The organism is Psychrobacter sp. D2 (assembly GCF_013608135.1).
Taxonomy (GTDB): Bacteria; Pseudomonadota; Gammaproteobacteria; order Pseudomonadales; family Moraxellaceae; genus Psychrobacter; species Psychrobacter cryohalolentis.
Genome location: NZ_JACDXZ010000001.1, coordinates 175,348 through 192,547, shown reverse-complemented (window position 1 = coordinate 192,547; position 17,200 = coordinate 175,348). Strand labels below are relative to the sequence as shown.

Genomic DNA, 17,200 nt, shown 5'->3' with positions numbered 1-17,200 from the left:
TAAATATTAACGCTATCAAATATCAAGCATTAGCTCTGCTCAATACCTTTCATAGTCAACTTGATACGACCACGATTATCAACGTCTTGAACCAATACTTTAACGATTTGACCTTCTTTTAGATAGTCAGATACATTCTCTACGCGCTCGTCTGCGATTTGCGAGATATGGACGAGACCATCAGTATTTGGCAATACGTTAATAAAGGCTCCGAAGTCAACGATACGAGCAACCGTACCTTCGTAAGTTTTACCTACTTCAACTTCTGCCGTGATTGCTTCAATTTTAGCGATCGCTGCTTTGGTTGCCGCTTTATTTTCACCAAAGATACGGATGGTACCAGCATCATCAATGTCGATAACCGCGCCAGTTTCTTCCGTTAGCTGACGAATCGTTGCGCCGCCTTTACCGATAACATCACGGATTTTATCCGGATTGATCTCAATTACGGCATAGTTAGGTGCATGAGCATTGATTTCAGTACGACTTTCAGGCAATACTTTGTTCATCGCATCTAGGATATGGATACGACCAGCATGAGCTTGTTTTAACGCTTGCTCCATGATATCTGGGGTAATACCTTCGATTTTAATGTCCATCTGTAGAGCAGTAATACCGTCTTTAGAACCAGCTACTTTAAAGTCCATATCGCCAAGATGATCTTCATCACCTAAGATGTCAGACAATACAGCAAAGCGCTCGCCTTCTTTAACCAGACCCATAGCGATACCAGCGACGGGTGCTTTAATTGGCACACCAGCGTCCATCAATGCCAAACTTGCACCACAAACAGAGGCCATAGACGATGAACCATTTGATTCAGTGATCTCAGAAACCACACGGATAACATATGGGAAGCGATCGCTATCAGGCAGCATCGCTTGTACACCACGGCGTGCTAAACGACCATGACCGATTTCACGACGTTTAGGAATACCTTCACGACCCGTTTCGCCTACTGAGAAATGCGGGAAGTTATAATGCAACATGAAATGATCACGAATGGTACCCGCTAGTGAGTCAATCATATTGACGTCACGAGTATTACCAAGGGTAGTCGTTACCAATGCTTGGGTTTCACCACGTGTAAACAATGCTGAACCATGAGTAAATGGTAATACGCCCACTTGTACATCAAGGGCACGAACGGTTTCTAAATCACGACCGTCAATACGTGGCTTGCCTGACAAGATATTGTCACGAACAGTACGATATTTTAGATCGTTATAGATTTCTTTAAGCTCAGCAACATTATTGCTATACGCTTCTGATTCAGCATCGCCAGCAAGCGCCGCGATTGCAGCGTCTTTGATTTCGTCAAGTTTCGCATAACGAGCTTGCTTATCAGTAACGGTATAAGCGTCAGATACTTGCGTACCGAACTGCTCTTTCATGCTGGTCTCTAATGCTTGATCGCGTACAGGAGCAGTATATTGTTGCTTAGCAGTACCAATTTCTTCTGCCATTGAGGCAATGTTATCGATAACGATTTGCTGCTGCTGATGACCGTATAAGACCGCACCTAGCATTTGATCTTCTGATAGCTCTGCAGCTTCAGACTCAACCATCAATACCGCAGACTTGGTACCAGCGACGACCAAGTCAAGATCACTTTCTTTAAGCTCTTCAAGGGTCGGGTTCAGTACGTATTCGCCATTGATAAAACCAACACGCGCCGCAGCAACAGGACCTTTGAACGGGGCATCAGAAATAGCTAACGCTGCTGAAGCACCGATTAGTGCTGCGATATCCGCTGATTGAGTTTTGTCAGATGACACAACCGTCGCTGTGATTTGAATCTCGTTTACATAGCCTTCAGGGAATAGTGGACGGATTGGGCGGTCAATCAGACGCGAGGTTAAGGTTTCAGACTCGCTCGCGCGACCTTCACGTTTGCCGTAAGCACCTGGAATTTTACCTGCTGCATACATTTTTTCTTGGTAGTTTACGGTCAATGGAAAGAAGTTTTGACCTTCTTTGGCATCAGACTTTACAACCGCTGCTACCAATACAGTAACGCCGCCCATATGGACTAAAATCGAGTTGGCTTGACGCGCAATACGTCCTGTTTCGATAACAACTTGCTGGTTACCGTATTGGAATTCGCGCTTAATGGTATTAAACATTGTCATATAATTTTCCTAATATTGACTGACGAAATAATATCAGCACAAAAAACACTGATATCTGTCATTAAAATTCTTTGTATATAGCTTCTAATCGACTGTCTTTACAGTTATAAATCCTGTCTATCGAAACTATTATTATCAAATATTTATCTTATGCTACTGGCTTGTCTAGCTCGCTTAGCCCTGCATATTGGTTGCTGCTAAGATTCGGTTTGCTATAACGATCATTTGGATTTTTATAGCATCAAAACCACTCCATCTATGGAGGCTTTTAACTACTTTACCTATGCATGTTTACCTATCATAAACAGTGCAAAAACCGACTAAGGCATTATTTTACAGTGATTTATGGTCATTGACCAACCTAATGCACTACTATCTATTTCTTAATAATTAGTTAAATATAAGCTTTTGTTTCTGTACTTAAACTCATACCATACTGATAAGCATAAAAAAACGGCGTGAAACTATTCCACACCGTTTTTAGAAAAATCTATTTTATCGATATCAACAAGCAAGTTCCAAATAGCTGCGCAAAAAATCTAAAATACTTCCCAGTTAAGGCATATCTCGTTTTAGCAACCATTTGTACTACTGTCGTCAAATTAACGACGTAGACCCAACTGGCTAATAAGGGTGGTATAGCGACCAAGATCTTTACCTTTTAAGTAATCAAGCAGTTTACGACGGGTATTAACCATACGGATAAGACCACGGCGGCTATGGTGATCCGCTTTGTGTGCTTTAAAATGGTTTTGTAGATCGTTGATGCGAGCACTTAACAAAGCTACTTGAACTTCTGGTGAACCAGTGTCACTTTCACCACGTTGGTATTGAGCAATGATTTGTTCGCGATCGGCATTAGTTAGCATAAATCTCTCCGGCAATGCTAAGAGCACCAAGATAATCTTAGAAGTTTAAGTATCGAGGAGCAATAGAATAGTTAATAAAATAGCCTGTACGTCATTCAGGACAACCCTGCATTACTAGAGTTGACCTAGTGTACGACAAGCTCAATGAGTCATAACTGTCATTTAAAACCATTTAGAATAATCTAAACCGTATTTAAATATGACGCCAATTATAACAAAAAACTGCTGGGCTAACAGCAGTTATTTGTTATGGTTTTAAGAATATTTGATTATTGGTAAGTAAGTTGACTACATTGTTAGTGCCCATCAAAAGTAAACATGAAATGTAGATACCAGCCTTATAATCTAAGACTTATTTATTTTTTTGGATATCTTCTTCGCTAGCCGTACCGCCTAGCTCATCGTCTGCTAAAGGCACAGTCGTAGCTTCTGCTAAACTATCAGGAGAGTTATCAGCACGAGGATTGATATCTTCTACAAGTTGATTAATCTCTTGTTCTTGCTCATCCATATCTTTTACTGAATTGCTCATAGTAACTCCTATTTACATTTAACTCATATATTCATACTTAAGAAGCTATTTATCTTCCTTCGTTTCCAAGTTATCAACAATACGCTCTGCGGCAGCTTCAGTGTCTTCTGTATGATTATCTTCCGTCTGGCTTTTAAGCGCTGCTTTGGCAGAATCAGAACGTTGTTGCTCAAATTTGGTATCGTTTGGATTAGGCTGTGTCATCGTGTTATATCCTTATAGATAATGAATAAAAATTACTCTAATTTGAAACGATTGGAACTTATGTTAAAGCTTTGTCAATCGCTGCGACGAAATTATTAATATCATCTGGGTTGCGTGAGGTAATCAGATTACCGTCTATCTGCACGCTTTCGTCTACGAATTTTGCCCCAGCATTTTCTAAATCAAGTTGTAAAGTATGATAAGCCGTTAACGTTTTACCCTTAGCTATACCAGTATTGATTAATATCCAAGGCGCATGGCAGATAACAGCAAGCGGTTTACCAGCCTCATTTATAGCAGTAATAATCCTATGTGCATTTTCGTTACCACGCATGGTATCAGCATTGACCGTACCACCCGGCAAAACTAAAGCATCATACTCAGCAGGTTTTGCGTCTTTTGCAAAAATATCAGCAGTAAAAGTATCGCCTTTGTTGACGTCTTGCTGCATACCTTGAACTTCTTTTTCTTTATTGGTCGTTATTAGAAGTGTGATGTAACCTTTAGCTTTTAGTTTGTTGTTAACCTCTTCATATTCTGCTTGTTCAAAGTGGTTATGAAGTAAAAAAGCAATCGTTTTCATAATACTTCCTATTTATTTATAAATTATATTTATGATTGAATAACTTTCTTATAATTGTAAAAATTAATTTATATGAATTGATATCTTGTTATTTTTATTTAGTTTTACTGCTCAAATTTATTATTTTATTCAACGAAATTTATAGTAAATCCATTTTGTATTATTATCACCCTCTTATATTGTACTTTCTTATTATTTTCATCCATGTCATGCTTTCCCTAGCTGACTTAATCAAGATACAAAAAAAGCAGGTTTCACTATAGGTGAAACCTGCAATAAAATGTGACGATATGTGATTTGTGTGAACTCTTAGTAAGTTTTGCCGCTTTTAAGTTATAAATCTAGGCAAATTTACGTGTTGAAATTACAACTGAATCAGCTTTTTAGGTTGCAATCGACCATTTAAACTCACTGCCCCTAGACCAATAAACGCGCCCTGCTCATCGATAAGACGAATATCTATCGGTATTTCATGTACCAATTGCTGCTCGTTATCATCGTTAGTATCTTCAATATTTTGACTATCGGCAGCGCTGTTATTGTTAGCAGCTAAATGCTGATCGATAGCTGTTGTGATATAACTTTGCACATCATCAGTCAACTGATCGATAACATTCAAGCGTTGACCCATTTGTACGCGCTCGCACTGCTCTGACGATAGTGTCAGCTCAGCACTAATATCAATGCAGGCATCTACTGGCAATAGATATGTCTGACGTTGTTCTAATGGCAATGCTTCTAAATCTGCAAGCGAAATTATCTCATCGATTTTGAAGTCACCTACTTGTAGACGGCGTAGTGCCGTCAAATGTCCAAGTGTAGCCATAGTTTTGGCAATATCTTCTGCCAATACACGCACATAAGTGCCTTTTGAACAGGTTACTGTTAACTGGATTTTCTGCTCATCGATTGCTTTTAACTCAATGGCTTTAAGGACAATGTCTCTTGGCGGGCGGTCTACTTCTATACCAGCACGAGCATATTCATAGAGTTTTTTGCCATCTTTCTTTAAGGCAGAATACATCGGTGGAATTTGCTGCTGAGCACCTAAAAACTGCTGGGCGACTTTGTCTAACAGCGCATCATCAAACGCTGGAATCGGTGCCTCAGCAGTGACTTGCCCATCGGCATCACCGGTATCAGTTTGACTACCAAGTAGAATGGTTGCTTGATAAGATTTGTCCGCATCAAGCTGATAGTGGCTAAATTTGGTCGCTTCACCCAAACAGATAGGCAATAATCCCGTTGCCATTGGATCAAGTGTGCCGGTATGACCTGCTTTCTTGCTGTCATGGTTAGGCGATTTAAATAAATATTTTACCTTTGAAACCACTTGCTGAGAAGTCATACCTTGAGGCTTATCGACTAAAATAACACCAGAAACTTTAATCTTGTTAGGGTGATTACTAGACTTTTTACCCGCTTGCGTAGATGCGATAGACATAATGACTTTTACCCTTCTACTCTTTGTTTTCTTGCTCGTCAGACTCATTTTCTTCAGTTTTAATAACCGCTTTACTGATTAAATCCATCATGTAATTACCACGGGCAGTCACTTCATCATAATGAAAGCGCAAACGCGGTGTTGTGCGAGTCTTCAAACTATGACTCAGCTCAGTACGCAAGAAGCCTGCCGCTTTGTTTAGTACCTTGATGCTTTCTTCATGATTTGACATGGTCATGGCATCATTGAGCTCAGGCTCCATAATGGTCACATACACATCAGCATAGCCCAAATCTGGGCTGACCTTAACGCTAGAGATAGTGACGAAACCTGTCAGACGCGGATCGTTGACCGCGTCACGGATAAGGACAGCAAGCTCACGCTGAATCTGATCAGCTAAACGTTGTAAACGTTGGTTCATGTTATTACCTTGTTTTTATTGATCAATATAATCATTTATTAATAAGTTTAACGCCTAATATTTGTTAAAAAAGGCCTAGCAGGATGTACCTGTTAGGCCTAAGTACAGCTGAATATTTATAAGATAGCTAATCCATCATGCCATGCGCAGTTAATAAAGCGGATTGCATGATGCACCATCCTAATTTTACCAGTGACTTTAGATAGTACGTGCGAACTCTTGAATCTCAAAGACTTCGATTTTATCACCAGCTTCTACATCGTAACCGCGAACGGCTAGACCACATTCCATGCCCGTACGTACTTCATTAACGTCTTCTTTGTAGCGACGTAATGACTGTAATTGACCAGTAAAGATAACTTGGTCATTACGTAATACACGGATAGGTTTGTTGCGATAAATCGTGCCTTCAACCACCATACAACCAGCAGCTGCACCAAACTTACTAGAGCGGAATACTTCACGAACGTCTGCAACACCCAAGATTTTCTCGCGATGTTCTGGCGCAAGCATACCGCTCATTGCCGCTTTCACATCATCAATCAAGCCATAAATAACGCTGTAATAGCGAATATCCATGTTGGCAGAATCTGATTTACGACGTGCGGTAGCATCTGCACGAACGTTGAAGCCTAGCAATACCGCTTCACTAGATTCTGCTAGCGTCACATCTGACTCAGAGATAGGACCAACGCCTGAGCTGATCACACGAACTTTAACTTCATCCGTCGATAACTCATTCAATGCGGCAAGTAGTGCTTCAAGCGAACCACGAACATCGGTTTTTAGAACAATATTTAGGTATGAAACATTACCCTGTTCCATCTGATCAAACATGCTCTCTAGACGCATCGCGTTTTGACGCTCAAGCTGACGCTCGCGCTCACGGTTGGTTCTAAAGTCTGCGACTTCACGGGCTTTTTTCTCGTCCGTTAAGACTAAGAATTCACTACCAGCTGCTGGCGTTTCAGGTAAGCCTAATATCTCTACAGGGATAGAAGGTCCAGCTGATTGAATACGTTTGCCATGTTCATCAGTCATCGCACGAACTTTACCGTAATATTCACCAGCTAAGACTAAATCGCCTTGTTTTAATGTACCTTTTTTGACAAGAACACTAACAACAGGACCACGACCTTTTTCGAGTCTTGACTCAATAACCACACCTTGAGCAGGACCATCTAATGGTGCTTCTAATTCCATTAGCTCAGCTTGTAAGCTAATAAGCTCTAGCAGCTCATCAATACCATCACCTGTCTTGGCTGAGATACGAGCCATAGGAGTATCGCCACCCCAATCTTCCGATACCACTTCTTTTGCAGTCAGCTCGTTAAGAACACGATCAGGATCAGCACTTGGCTTATCCATTTTGTTGATAGCAACAATCAGCGGCGTACCAGCAGCACGAGCATGATCAATCGCTTCTTCAGTTTGCGGCATCATGCCGTCATCTGCAGCAACGACCAATACAACGATATCTGTCGCTTGAGCACCACGTGAGCGCATTGCACTAAAGGCAGCGTGACCTGGAGTATCAAGGAAAGTAATAACACCACGTGCTGTTTTCACATGATAAGCACCGATATGCTGAGTAATACCACCTGCTTCGCCCGTAGCCACTTTCGTTTCACGGATTTTATCTAGTAATGACGTCTTACCATGATCAACGTGACCCATGATAGTGACTACTGGTGGACGCGTTTGTACGTTACTGCTGCGCTCATCAACAGCATCTTGTAGATCGTCTTCAACTTTAGTATCACTGACGGGTACTGGATTGTGACCCATCTCTTCTACAATTAGACTAGCGGTTGCTTGATCAATCATGTCTGATTCGCGAGCAATTTCACCCATTTTCATGAGTAACTTAGTCACTTCACGAGCTTTCACTGCCATGCGCTGGGCAAGATCAGAAACCGTGATTTGCTCACTGATTTCTACATCATAAACAATTTTTTCGACAGGCTTTTCAAATTTATGCTGTGAAGACTGGCTTGAACGTAGACCGTTTTTGCGGTTCTTAATTTCACGCTCGTCTTGATTTTTACGACGACCACGGCCACGGGCACTAGTGGTACTGGTGCCACGCTTGATTTCACGACGTTCTTTCTCAAACGATTCTTCTAATGCGTCACCGACCAAACCTTCTGCCAATGGCTCATCTTTACGAACTTCAGTTGCGGGCTGATCAGTATATTGACCAGCCATTTTACGCATTTGCTCAAGCGTACGCTTTTGCGCTTCTTCAGCTTGGGTACGGCGTGTTTCAGTTTCGATCTCGCGTAAACGAGCTTCTTCTTTTTCACGCACTTCACGAGCTTTACGCTCAACTGCCGTCTCAACTTTTGGCTTTGTCGCTGTAACTTTCTTCTTAGGTTGGTCTTTCGGCTTAACTTCAATAGTAGTCTTGCCGCCTTTTTTCACAACCACTGACGTTGAAATATCGTCATTCTTGTCGTCTGACTTTTTGCTAGAGCCAAGGCTTGCACGCATCGCAGCTAAAGTAGCAGCTTGACGCTCCTCAGATTTTTTCTTAGTAGCAGCACGGTCTTCAGCATCTTTAGCAGCACGCGCTTGCGACTCAATCATCGCTTGCTCACGTGCAGCCAATTCTTCAGCCATCTTTTCTGGATCAGGCTTCTCGAACACTTTCTTTTTACGCACTTCAACATTGACGCTCTTAGATTTGCCCGAAGAGCCAGTCACACGCGCAGTACTAGTCGTTTTAGACTTCAGACTAATGCGACGCTTTTCTTCCTGTCCATGACTTTGCTTTAAATACGTCACCAACTTTTCCTGCTCAAGCTCAGTGACTAAGTCACCCTCTGCACGCGCAGGCAGTCCAGCATCTACCAGTTGCTGTTGTACAGCACTTGCGGTTTTGCTTACCATATCTGCCAGTTCTTTGACGGTCTTATCTGCCATTTATTATCACCTACTGTCTATTATTTGCTATATGTTCAATTCAGTTGTTGGCTACAAATGATTGGGGTAAGGCTGATATAAATTTTGCTCATACCAACACTTTATTATCGATAGCATATCACCAAAAGACAGCGATATGCAGTTACCGCTTATTCATTGAACCAAGATTCCCGAGCTTTCATGATGAGTTTTCCTGCGGTTTCAGTATCTAAGTCTTCGATATCTTCTAAGTCGAAGACGGCTTGTTCTGCCAAGTCATCCACCGTAATGATGTCTTTTTGAGCCATTTTATAAGCCCAACTGACTGTCATTCCTTCAAGATCTTGTAGTTCCTGACTTGGCTCTTTCATGTTCTGTTGTTTGACCAATTCGTCTGCAATAACGACTTCTTTCGCACGCTCTTGGATCATATCAATCGCTTCATCATCTAATCCTTCAATATCGTAGAAGGTTTCGACAGGTACATAAGCCACTTCTTCAATACTGGTAAAACCAATATCGACAAGCGCTTGTGCTAAGTCTTTATCCACTTCTAGGCGTTCATAGAATAGTTCGATGAATGCTTTAGATTCGTTTGCTTGACGCTGCTGATACTCTTCTTCTAGCATCATATTTAGCTTATAGCCAGTCAGCTCAGAAGCTAAGCGTACGTTTTGACCTTGTGAGCCAATCGCACGTGCTAGCTGATCATTGGTACTAAAGATAATATCAGCCGTTTGCGTATCTTCATCTAGGATGATACTGCTTACGTCTGCAGGCTCTAAAGCGCTGATGATAAATTGGGCAGGATCATCTGACCAAACCACTACATCAATACGCTCGCCATCAAGCTCTTGCTGTACTGCTTGGATACGTGTACCACGCATACCAATACAAGCACCAACCGGATCGATACGATGATCGTTGGTCTTAACCGCTATTTTAGCACGAGTACCCGGTAAGCGCGCGACGTTACGGATTTCGATAATTTGTTCTGCAATCTCAGGCACTTCTTTTTGCATCAATGCCGAGAGCATTTCAGGATGAGTACGTGATAGAAGCAACTGAGCGCCGCGATTTTCACGGTTCACATGATATAAGATGGCATTGATACGCGATTTTGCGCGCAATTGCTCACGTGGTAGCATCTGATCACGTGACAGATAACCCTCAGCATTATCACCTAAGTCAATGATGTAACCATCACGGGTTTGTTTTTTGACTTCGCCATACATCATCTCGCCAACACGTGGCTCAAAAGCATCTGCTACTAAATTACGCTCAGCTTCACGAATCTTTTGGATGATAACTTGTTTGGCTTGAGTGGCAGCAATACGACCAAACTCGATCGACTCAATTTGCTCTTCTTTAATATCACCGATTGACCATTCTTCTTGATCAAGGTCAGTAATCGCAAGCTGACAAGCAGGCATTTCATGGTCTTCATCTGCAACCACTGTCCAATAACGATAAGTATCATAATCGCCTGTTGTACGGTCAATTGAGACCCGCACTTCTACTTCCGGCTGATCGGTATATACTTTTTTCTTAGTCGAGACGACCAAAGCATCTTCGATTGCTTCAAAGATATCTTCAGGATTTAAGCCCTTCTCGTTACTGACAGTTTCTACTACCGTTAAGATTTCACGACTCATACTATGCCTGTCCTATCATTTTTTAATTGACTTAAATTTTATAATTTTTGACTTACTCTATATTTTCACCATCAGTCATCTAAGCTATTAGACTAACCGCGTTCATACACTAAAAGTGTCTAATAGCGAATAGATTAAGCATCTTCGTAAATCAAATTGGCTTTATCAATATTGCTTAATGCAATCTCAAACTGCTCACCATCAGTGGCAGTCAGCTTTAAAGAGGTGGCATCGATACTGTTTAGAGTACCAGTTGCTTTACGGCGTTTTTTATCACCTTCACCAATCGCTTGTATCAAACGCAAGCTCACTGTCTGACCGACATAAGCATGCATTTGCTCATCTGAAAAGAACGCACGGTCAAAACCAGGTGAAGAGACTTCTAAAATAAACTCACCGGAAATCGGGTCATGAACTTCAAGAATACCGCTCACTTGGTGATTCACTGCTGCACAGTTTTCAATCGTTACTTGTTTATTTTGAGCTTGCTCTTCTGGCAATGCCTCAATATAAATGCGTAACAAAGAGCGATTGCCCTGTGGTGCAAACTCTATACCCCATAGTGCCACATCGCAAGCCGCGACGGCAGGGGCAATGATATTAGTCAATTCTGTAACTTTGGTCGAAAGCTTCATAATCTATTTATATTTTCCTATTCACTTATCTATCTTACTTAATAAATCCTGCTGAAGTTTTTCTTCATCATTATTTAATAAGAACCTATCGTTATTTAAACCACAGTGATTGTCTTATGCTTAAAGCATAAACACAAATGATATCTACCGGGTGTTTATATCAGGGTAAGCTTAACAAATATCAAGCTCAGCCGCGCTATGCTTTTATTACTTATAAAGCAGTACTATCGATAAAAGAGTGAGGAATAAAAGATAGTGTGCTTAAGTATCATCGCGCCATGAATGACATGTGATGACAAGCTTCTATAAATGGTATCGCACTCTATAGACATAGAGCTTAGCATAAGTAGGATAGATATCGCGATTACACAGACCGCCAGATACAAAAAAACCCACAAGCATAATGGTGGGCTAATTGTTACTGACAAATTTAGTGTGCAAAACATCAGTATAAAAAGTGGTAGCGGGGGCTGGATTTGAACCAACGACCTTCGGGTTATGAGCCCGACGAGCTACCAGACTGCTCCACCCCGCATCAATCTAGAACGCGTATTATAGGGAGGTTTTATAGTAGTGTCAATCTTTATTTAAAAATAATTTAAATTAAAAATCTTAGCTATTTATGAACGACTCACTTAATACGATACAACTTTAAAACTTGGTGCGATTGGGGGGACTTGAACCCCCACAGCTTGCGCCACCACCCCCTCAAGATGGCGTGTCTACCAATTCCACCACAATCGCATTACTCTAACTGTTCTCTCTATATTCTCAATACCCATTATAGTTGACGCGTAAGGTAAGCATCAAAGGTCTAAGACTTGTAAAAACAGAAAAAGCATTGTAAATGTAACGCTTTCAAATAGCAAGGGCTGCCTACTTAAAAAAGTAGAGTAACAGCAGCTACTGAGGATTTTGTGTCAAAGGCCGCGGCGTTTGTGGTGCTGAAACCGGTGCATCTAGACGAAACTGATCTTCTGCCTGCTTACGAGCATGGACCGCAAGGGTCATACTAGTGATAAAAAAGATGGCGGTCAATACGGCTGTCGCGCGTGTTAAGAAGTTGGCAGTGCCCGCTGCACCAAATACTGTACCTGATGAGCCGGCACCAAAAGAAGCCCCTGCATCTGCCCCTTTACCATGCTGTATCAAAATCAAGCCAATCATGGCAATCGCCACGATAATATGCAGGGCTAATATAAACGTAAACATGGTGGCCTCTTTTGCCGCGTAATGACGACTGATAACGAAAAACAAATCGTATGGTGTAATAGTGATAAAGATTGGCGGTAAATGTTGCCATATCGATGATATAAATAGGGCGTATTGTACACGATTGCAAGGGCACTGTTAAACCCACTTTTGCCAACTGATAAAGACATTTTGTGAATAACAATTACAATAAAGACTCACGTTTTTATTATATCTATCAAGAATCTACTAGATACTGGCTTGGCTAAAAGCAGTGGCAATCGTCAGAAAGCTGTCAGCTTTCAATGAAGCACCGCCAACTAAAGCGCCATCAATCATAGGATCAGCAGCAAAGCTATTAGCATTATCAGCATTGACACTACCGCCATACAAAACCGTCATATTAGACAATGAGTCGGCAAATCCTGCCAACGTTCGCTTGATATGCTTATGAGTGGCGCTGACTTCTGCTACCGTTGGCACTTTACCTGTACCTATTGCCCATACTGGCTCATAAGCAATAATGAGACGAGTCGGTAATGCCTCAATAAGTTCTGGCTGCTGTGTAATGAATTCTTTGATAACTGCTAACTGATTATCAATGACTTCAAGCGTTTGCTTGGTATCATATTGCGCTTGGCTTTCACCAATGCAAAATACCACGCCTAAATCTTGTGACAACGCATGAATCATTTTTTGCAATAAAGAATCGTTAGATTCTTGATGATACTGACGGCGCTCTGAGTGACCAAGGATTGTCCAAGTCGCTCCAGCATCGACTATCTGCTGCGCTGAACATTCACCTGTATAAGCACCAACACTGGCACTGTGTCCACTAACGTCTTGAGCTGCGCACAGTATTGAGGTGTCTTTTAGGCGACCATTCACTGCTGCTAAATGTATGAAGCTTGGTGCTACCATTATTTGACAACGCGCGGAGTTATCGTGGCTCATTTGCTTGGTTGTACTAATAGCAGCGCATAAGTCGTCCAGTAGTGCGTTTACGTCATGGCTCGTTGCTGGATTCTGCTTCCAATTTCCAATTACCCAAGCTTGCATTCTTCTCTACCTTGTCTTATATATGGCTGCCAATATGGCTAATATGCGCGCAAGTATAACAAATATTTCACAAGTGCTATAGTATAGTGCGCCCCAAATCAAAACTGACCTTTCAACCGTTGCTTTAGTAACTATTGCTGAATAATTATTTTTTATTAGCGAATCGAGCCCTACACTCTATAAAACCTTTGCGCTCACGTAAATCCCTATATGATTTTCTCAATATAGGATAAAGTGCAGACAATCGATTTTTTTATCTCAAAGCCATATTTAAAATAACTATTTTAATAATTAGCTCAACTATCAACGATAAAATGGCAATAAGTAAAACATGGTGAATAGCCTGCTATTTAGGTAAATCTATCGCCTACCAGATATCGAGCAAGGAGAAGTCTTAATGTCTATCACAACCAGTAAATACGGTGGCTTAGCACAGCAGCTGATTAGCGAAGGTATCGTAAGCGAAGCGCATATGAAAGCGGCACAGACTGATTCGCAGCAGCAGCAAGTAGGACTGGTCTCTTATCTGGTAGAGCATAAGCTCGCCAATGCCTATCAATTGGCTCAAATGCTATCGCAAGCATTCGGCGATCCTTTATTTGATCTTGATGCGCTAAGCTCAGAGGTCATCCCAAAAGACTTGGTCGACGAAAAAATCGTCCGTAAGTTTAATGCTTTGCCAATGTTTAAGCGTGGGCAACGCTTATTTGTGGCACTGAGCGATCCGACCCGTATCGATGCGATTGATGCGATTGCCTTTAACTCTCGCTTGTCAATTGAAACCGTTGTAGTCGAAGAAGATAAGCTTAAAAGGCGTATTGAAAGCTTCTATGCTGATAGCATGCAAAATTTTGATAGCTTTTCTAATAGTGATTTGCATATTGGCTTTGATGAGAATCAAGAAGAAGATGACGGCGAGACCAAAATCTCTGATAGCGTCGAGGAAGCACCGGTCGTCAAGTTTGTTAATAAAATGCTAGTAGATGCCATTCGTATGGGTGCGTCCGACTTACATTTTGAGCCCTATGAAAAAAGCTATCGAGTGCGCTTTCGAGTTGATGGGGTCATGCAAAAAATGGCCAACCCGCCCGTACAACTCGCGGGGAAAATTGCTGCGCGTTTAAAAGTGATGTCACAAATGGATATCTCAGAGCGCCGGGTGCCACAAGATGGTCGTATTAAGCTTAAGATATCTAAAGATAAGGCCATCGACTTTCGGGTAAGCTGCCTACCTACCTTGTTTGGTGAAAAGCTGGTTTTGCGTATTCTAGATCCCTCATCAGCCATGCTTGGTATTGAAGCGTTGGGCTATGAGCCTGACCAACAAGATATGTTCTTGGAGGCGTTACATAAACCGCAAGGGATGCTTCTTATCACAGGTCCTACTGGCTCTGGTAAAACCGTCTCACTCTATACTGGTATTAATATCTTGAACACGGGTTCGACCAATATTTCGACTGCTGAAGATCCTGTCGAAATTAACCTTGAAGGTATTAATCAGGTCAACGTCAACCCAAAAGTGGGGCTGACTTTCTCCACCGCCCTTAAGTCTTTCTTACGCCAAGATCCTGATATTGTGATGGTTGGTGAGATTCGTGATCTTGAAACTGCTGAGATTGCGATTAAAGCAGCACAGACAGGGCACATGGTACTTTCAACCTTACATACCAATTCAGCGCCTGAAACGTTAACGCGATTACGCAATATGGGTGTCGCTTCTTTTAATATTGCCACTTCCGTGAACTTGGTCATTGCCCAACGATTGGCACGGCGCTTATGCAAAAACTGTAAAAAACCTATTAGTATCCCACGTCAAAGTCTGCTTGAGCTTGGCTTTACAGATGCAGATTTGGACAATACAGACAATGTCATCTACGAGCCAGTCGGTTGTAATGAGTGCCGTGAAGGCTACAAAGGACGTGTGGGCATTTATGAGGTGATGAAAGTCACTCCAGATATTTCACGTATTATCATGGAAGATGGTAACGCGATAGACATCAAAGATGCGGCGCTAAAAAACGGTTTTAGAGACTTACGTCGCTCTGGTGTTTTAAAGGTTTTACAAGGTGTCACCAGTATTCAAGAAATGATGCGCGTAACTTCTGAATAGTATATTTGGCTGAAAAGTTTGGTACAGATATTGCTCTGAGTAAATTTCATTATGTCCGTAAAACTTGTTGTTTAATTACTATTAAACAATAATAGCCAGTAGGAAAAATAAAACAGATAAACACTGGTTTTTTGCGCTAAAATAAAGTATATCCGCTTAAAACAATGGGTTAACTACGTTTTATAGCAGGCATTATCTATATTGGACTATATCAGACCATTTTTTGAAGGAACGGACATGGCAAAAGCTAAGACCGACATGCTGCTAGACTTTGTATATGATGGCGTCAACCGTCGCGGGCAAAAGGTAAAAGGTGAGACGACCAGTCGTAGCTTAGAGCTTGCCAAAGCCACGTTGCGCAAACAAGGTATTACGGTTAAAGGTATCAAGAAAAAGCCAAAACCCTTATACACCTTTAAAAAGTCTATCAAGCCTATCGATATTGCTATTTTTGCACGTCAATTGGCAACCATGATGAAAGCTGGGGTGCCATTAACCCAGTCCTTTGAGATTGTCGCTGACTCTCTCGATAATCCAAGTATGAAAGATCTGGTGTTACAAATCAAAGCCGATATTGAGGCTGGTGGTACTTTTGCATCGGCATTACGTCGCCATCCCCGCTATTTTGACGATCTTTTTTGCTCGCTTGTTGATTCTGGCGAGCAGTCAGGTGCGTTAGAAACCATGCTGGAGCGAGTTGCGACTTATAAAGAGAAAAGCGAGCTGTTAAAAGCTAAAATTAAAAAAGCCATGAAGTATCCTATCGCAGTCGTTGTAGTTGCTATTATTGTCACCATCATTCTGCTTGTTAAAGTCGTTCCAGTGTTTGCTGATTTATTTGGCTCTTTTGGGGCAGAATTACCTGCTTTTACCCAGATGGTCGTAGGTATGTCTGAGTGGATGCAAGCATGGTGGTTCATCTTAATTGTATTTATTGGTGGCGCTATTATTGGGTTTTCAGAAGCTAAGAAGCGTTCAAAGAAATTTCGCGATGTCTTAGACCGTGCAGTATTAAAAGCCCCAATATTCGGCAATATCGCTTACCAAGCGGTGATTGCGCGTTTTGCTCGTACGCTGTCTACGACTTTTGCTGCCGGCGTACCGCTTATTGATGCGCTCGATTCTACTGCTGGTGCAGCCAATAATGTAGTTTTCTATAACGCTATTCAGCAAATCAAAAATGACGTCTCTACGGGACAACAATTACAGTTCTCAATACGTTCAACCAATTTATTTCCAAGTCTTGCTATTCAAATGGTAGGTATCGGTGAAGAGTCTGGTAGCTTAGAAGAGATGCTCGATAAAGTAGCAGTCTATTATGAAAACGAAGTTGATAACGCTGTTGATGGTTTGACCAGCTTGATGGAGCCGCTTATTATGGCGGTACTTGGCGTATTAGTTGGTGGTTTGGTCATTGCCATGTACTTACCAATCTTCCAGATGGGCTCAGTAGTAGGTTGA

At 41.7% G+C, this 17,200-nt stretch carries 14 protein-coding genes and 2 tRNA genes; 2 read left to right on the top strand and 14 right to left on the bottom strand.

The annotated features are described in order from the left end of the window. Positions 1 to 29: 29 nt before the first annotated feature. The 14 genes from pnp to tpiA all read right to left on the bottom strand — a co-directional run bounded on the left by pnp (position 30) and on the right by tpiA (position 13,629). On the bottom strand, positions 30 to 2,132 hold the full coding sequence (gene pnp / locus H0262_RS00855; RefSeq protein ID WP_181209349.1) for a polyribonucleotide nucleotidyltransferase: 2,103 nt from the start codon (positions 2,130 to 2,132) through the stop codon (positions 30 to 32). Positions 2,133 to 2,734: 602 nt separating this feature from the next. Beyond that, the gene (rpsO, locus tag H0262_RS00850) at positions 2,735 to 3,001 is read right to left on the bottom strand and encodes a 30S ribosomal protein S15 (protein WP_011512454.1); all 267 of its coding nucleotides are present in this window, start codon (positions 2,999 to 3,001) and stop codon (positions 2,735 to 2,737) included. 352 nt (positions 3,002 to 3,353) lie between these two features. After that, positions 3,354 to 3,533 (bottom strand): hypothetical protein, encoded by a 180-nt coding sequence (locus tag H0262_RS00845; RefSeq protein ID WP_133103973.1) that lies wholly within the window; start codon positions 3,531 to 3,533, stop codon positions 3,354 to 3,356. Between the two features lie 45 nt (positions 3,534 to 3,578). Further along, a complete protein-coding gene (locus H0262_RS00840) occupies positions 3,579 to 3,737 on the bottom strand; it encodes a hypothetical protein (protein ID WP_181209348.1) in 159 nt (52 codons plus the stop codon). A 58-nt stretch (positions 3,738 to 3,795) separates the two neighbouring features. After that, positions 3,796 to 4,320 carry a type 1 glutamine amidotransferase domain-containing protein gene (locus H0262_RS00835; protein ID WP_181209347.1) on the bottom strand — a complete coding sequence of 175 codons (525 nt, stop codon included), beginning with the start codon at positions 4,318 to 4,320 and terminating at the stop codon, positions 3,796 to 3,798. Between the two features lie 364 nt (positions 4,321 to 4,684). After that, the gene (gene truB, locus H0262_RS00830) at positions 4,685 to 5,764 is read right to left on the bottom strand and encodes a tRNA pseudouridine(55) synthase TruB (RefSeq protein WP_181209346.1); all 1,080 of its coding nucleotides are present in this window, start codon (positions 5,762 to 5,764) and stop codon (positions 4,685 to 4,687) included. A gap of 16 nt (positions 5,765 to 5,780) precedes the next feature. Next, the gene (locus H0262_RS00825; RefSeq protein WP_181209345.1) at positions 5,781 to 6,185 is read right to left on the bottom strand and encodes a ribosome-binding factor A; all 405 of its coding nucleotides are present in this window, start codon (positions 6,183 to 6,185) and stop codon (positions 5,781 to 5,783) included. 198 nt (positions 6,186 to 6,383) lie between these two features. Next, positions 6,384 to 9,110, bottom strand: a complete 2,727-nt coding sequence (gene infB, locus H0262_RS00820; RefSeq protein WP_011512449.1) for a translation initiation factor IF-2 — start codon at positions 9,108 to 9,110, stop codon at positions 6,384 to 6,386. A 149-nt stretch (positions 9,111 to 9,259) separates the two neighbouring features. Further along, complete coding sequence (gene nusA / locus H0262_RS00815) at positions 9,260 to 10,744, bottom strand: transcription termination factor NusA (protein WP_011512448.1); 1,485 nt, start codon at positions 10,742 to 10,744, stop codon at positions 9,260 to 9,262. 134 nt (positions 10,745 to 10,878) lie between these two features. Further along, complete coding sequence (gene rimP / locus H0262_RS00810) at positions 10,879 to 11,379, bottom strand: ribosome maturation factor RimP (RefSeq protein WP_011512447.1); 501 nt, start codon at positions 11,377 to 11,379, stop codon at positions 10,879 to 10,881. A gap of 458 nt (positions 11,380 to 11,837) precedes the next feature. Beyond that, positions 11,838 to 11,914 (bottom strand) — tRNA-Met (locus H0262_RS00805). A 124-nt stretch (positions 11,915 to 12,038) separates the two neighbouring features. Beyond that, a tRNA-Leu gene (locus tag H0262_RS00800) sits at positions 12,039 to 12,123 on the bottom strand. A 159-nt stretch (positions 12,124 to 12,282) separates the two neighbouring features. Continuing rightward, positions 12,283 to 12,591, bottom strand: a complete 309-nt coding sequence (secG, locus tag H0262_RS00795; protein WP_011512446.1) for a preprotein translocase subunit SecG — start codon at positions 12,589 to 12,591, stop codon at positions 12,283 to 12,285. A gap of 228 nt (positions 12,592 to 12,819) precedes the next feature. Beyond that, positions 12,820 to 13,629, bottom strand: coding sequence for a triose-phosphate isomerase (tpiA, locus tag H0262_RS00790; protein WP_149409055.1), 810 nt, complete (start codon positions 13,627 to 13,629; stop codon positions 12,820 to 12,822). A gap of 397 nt (positions 13,630 to 14,026) precedes the next feature. Between tpiA and pilB the strand changes: the two genes are divergently transcribed. Together pilB and H0262_RS00780 are read left to right on the top strand one after the other, a co-directional pair. After that, the gene (gene pilB / locus H0262_RS00785) at positions 14,027 to 15,739 is read left to right on the top strand and encodes a type IV-A pilus assembly ATPase PilB (protein ID WP_181209344.1); all 1,713 of its coding nucleotides are present in this window, start codon (positions 14,027 to 14,029) and stop codon (positions 15,737 to 15,739) included. 237 nt (positions 15,740 to 15,976) lie between these two features. Beyond that, positions 15,977 to 17,200: a type II secretion system F family protein gene (locus H0262_RS00780; RefSeq protein WP_181209343.1), complete on the top strand. Its 1,224-nt coding sequence runs from the start codon at positions 15,977 to 15,979 to the stop codon at positions 17,198 to 17,200.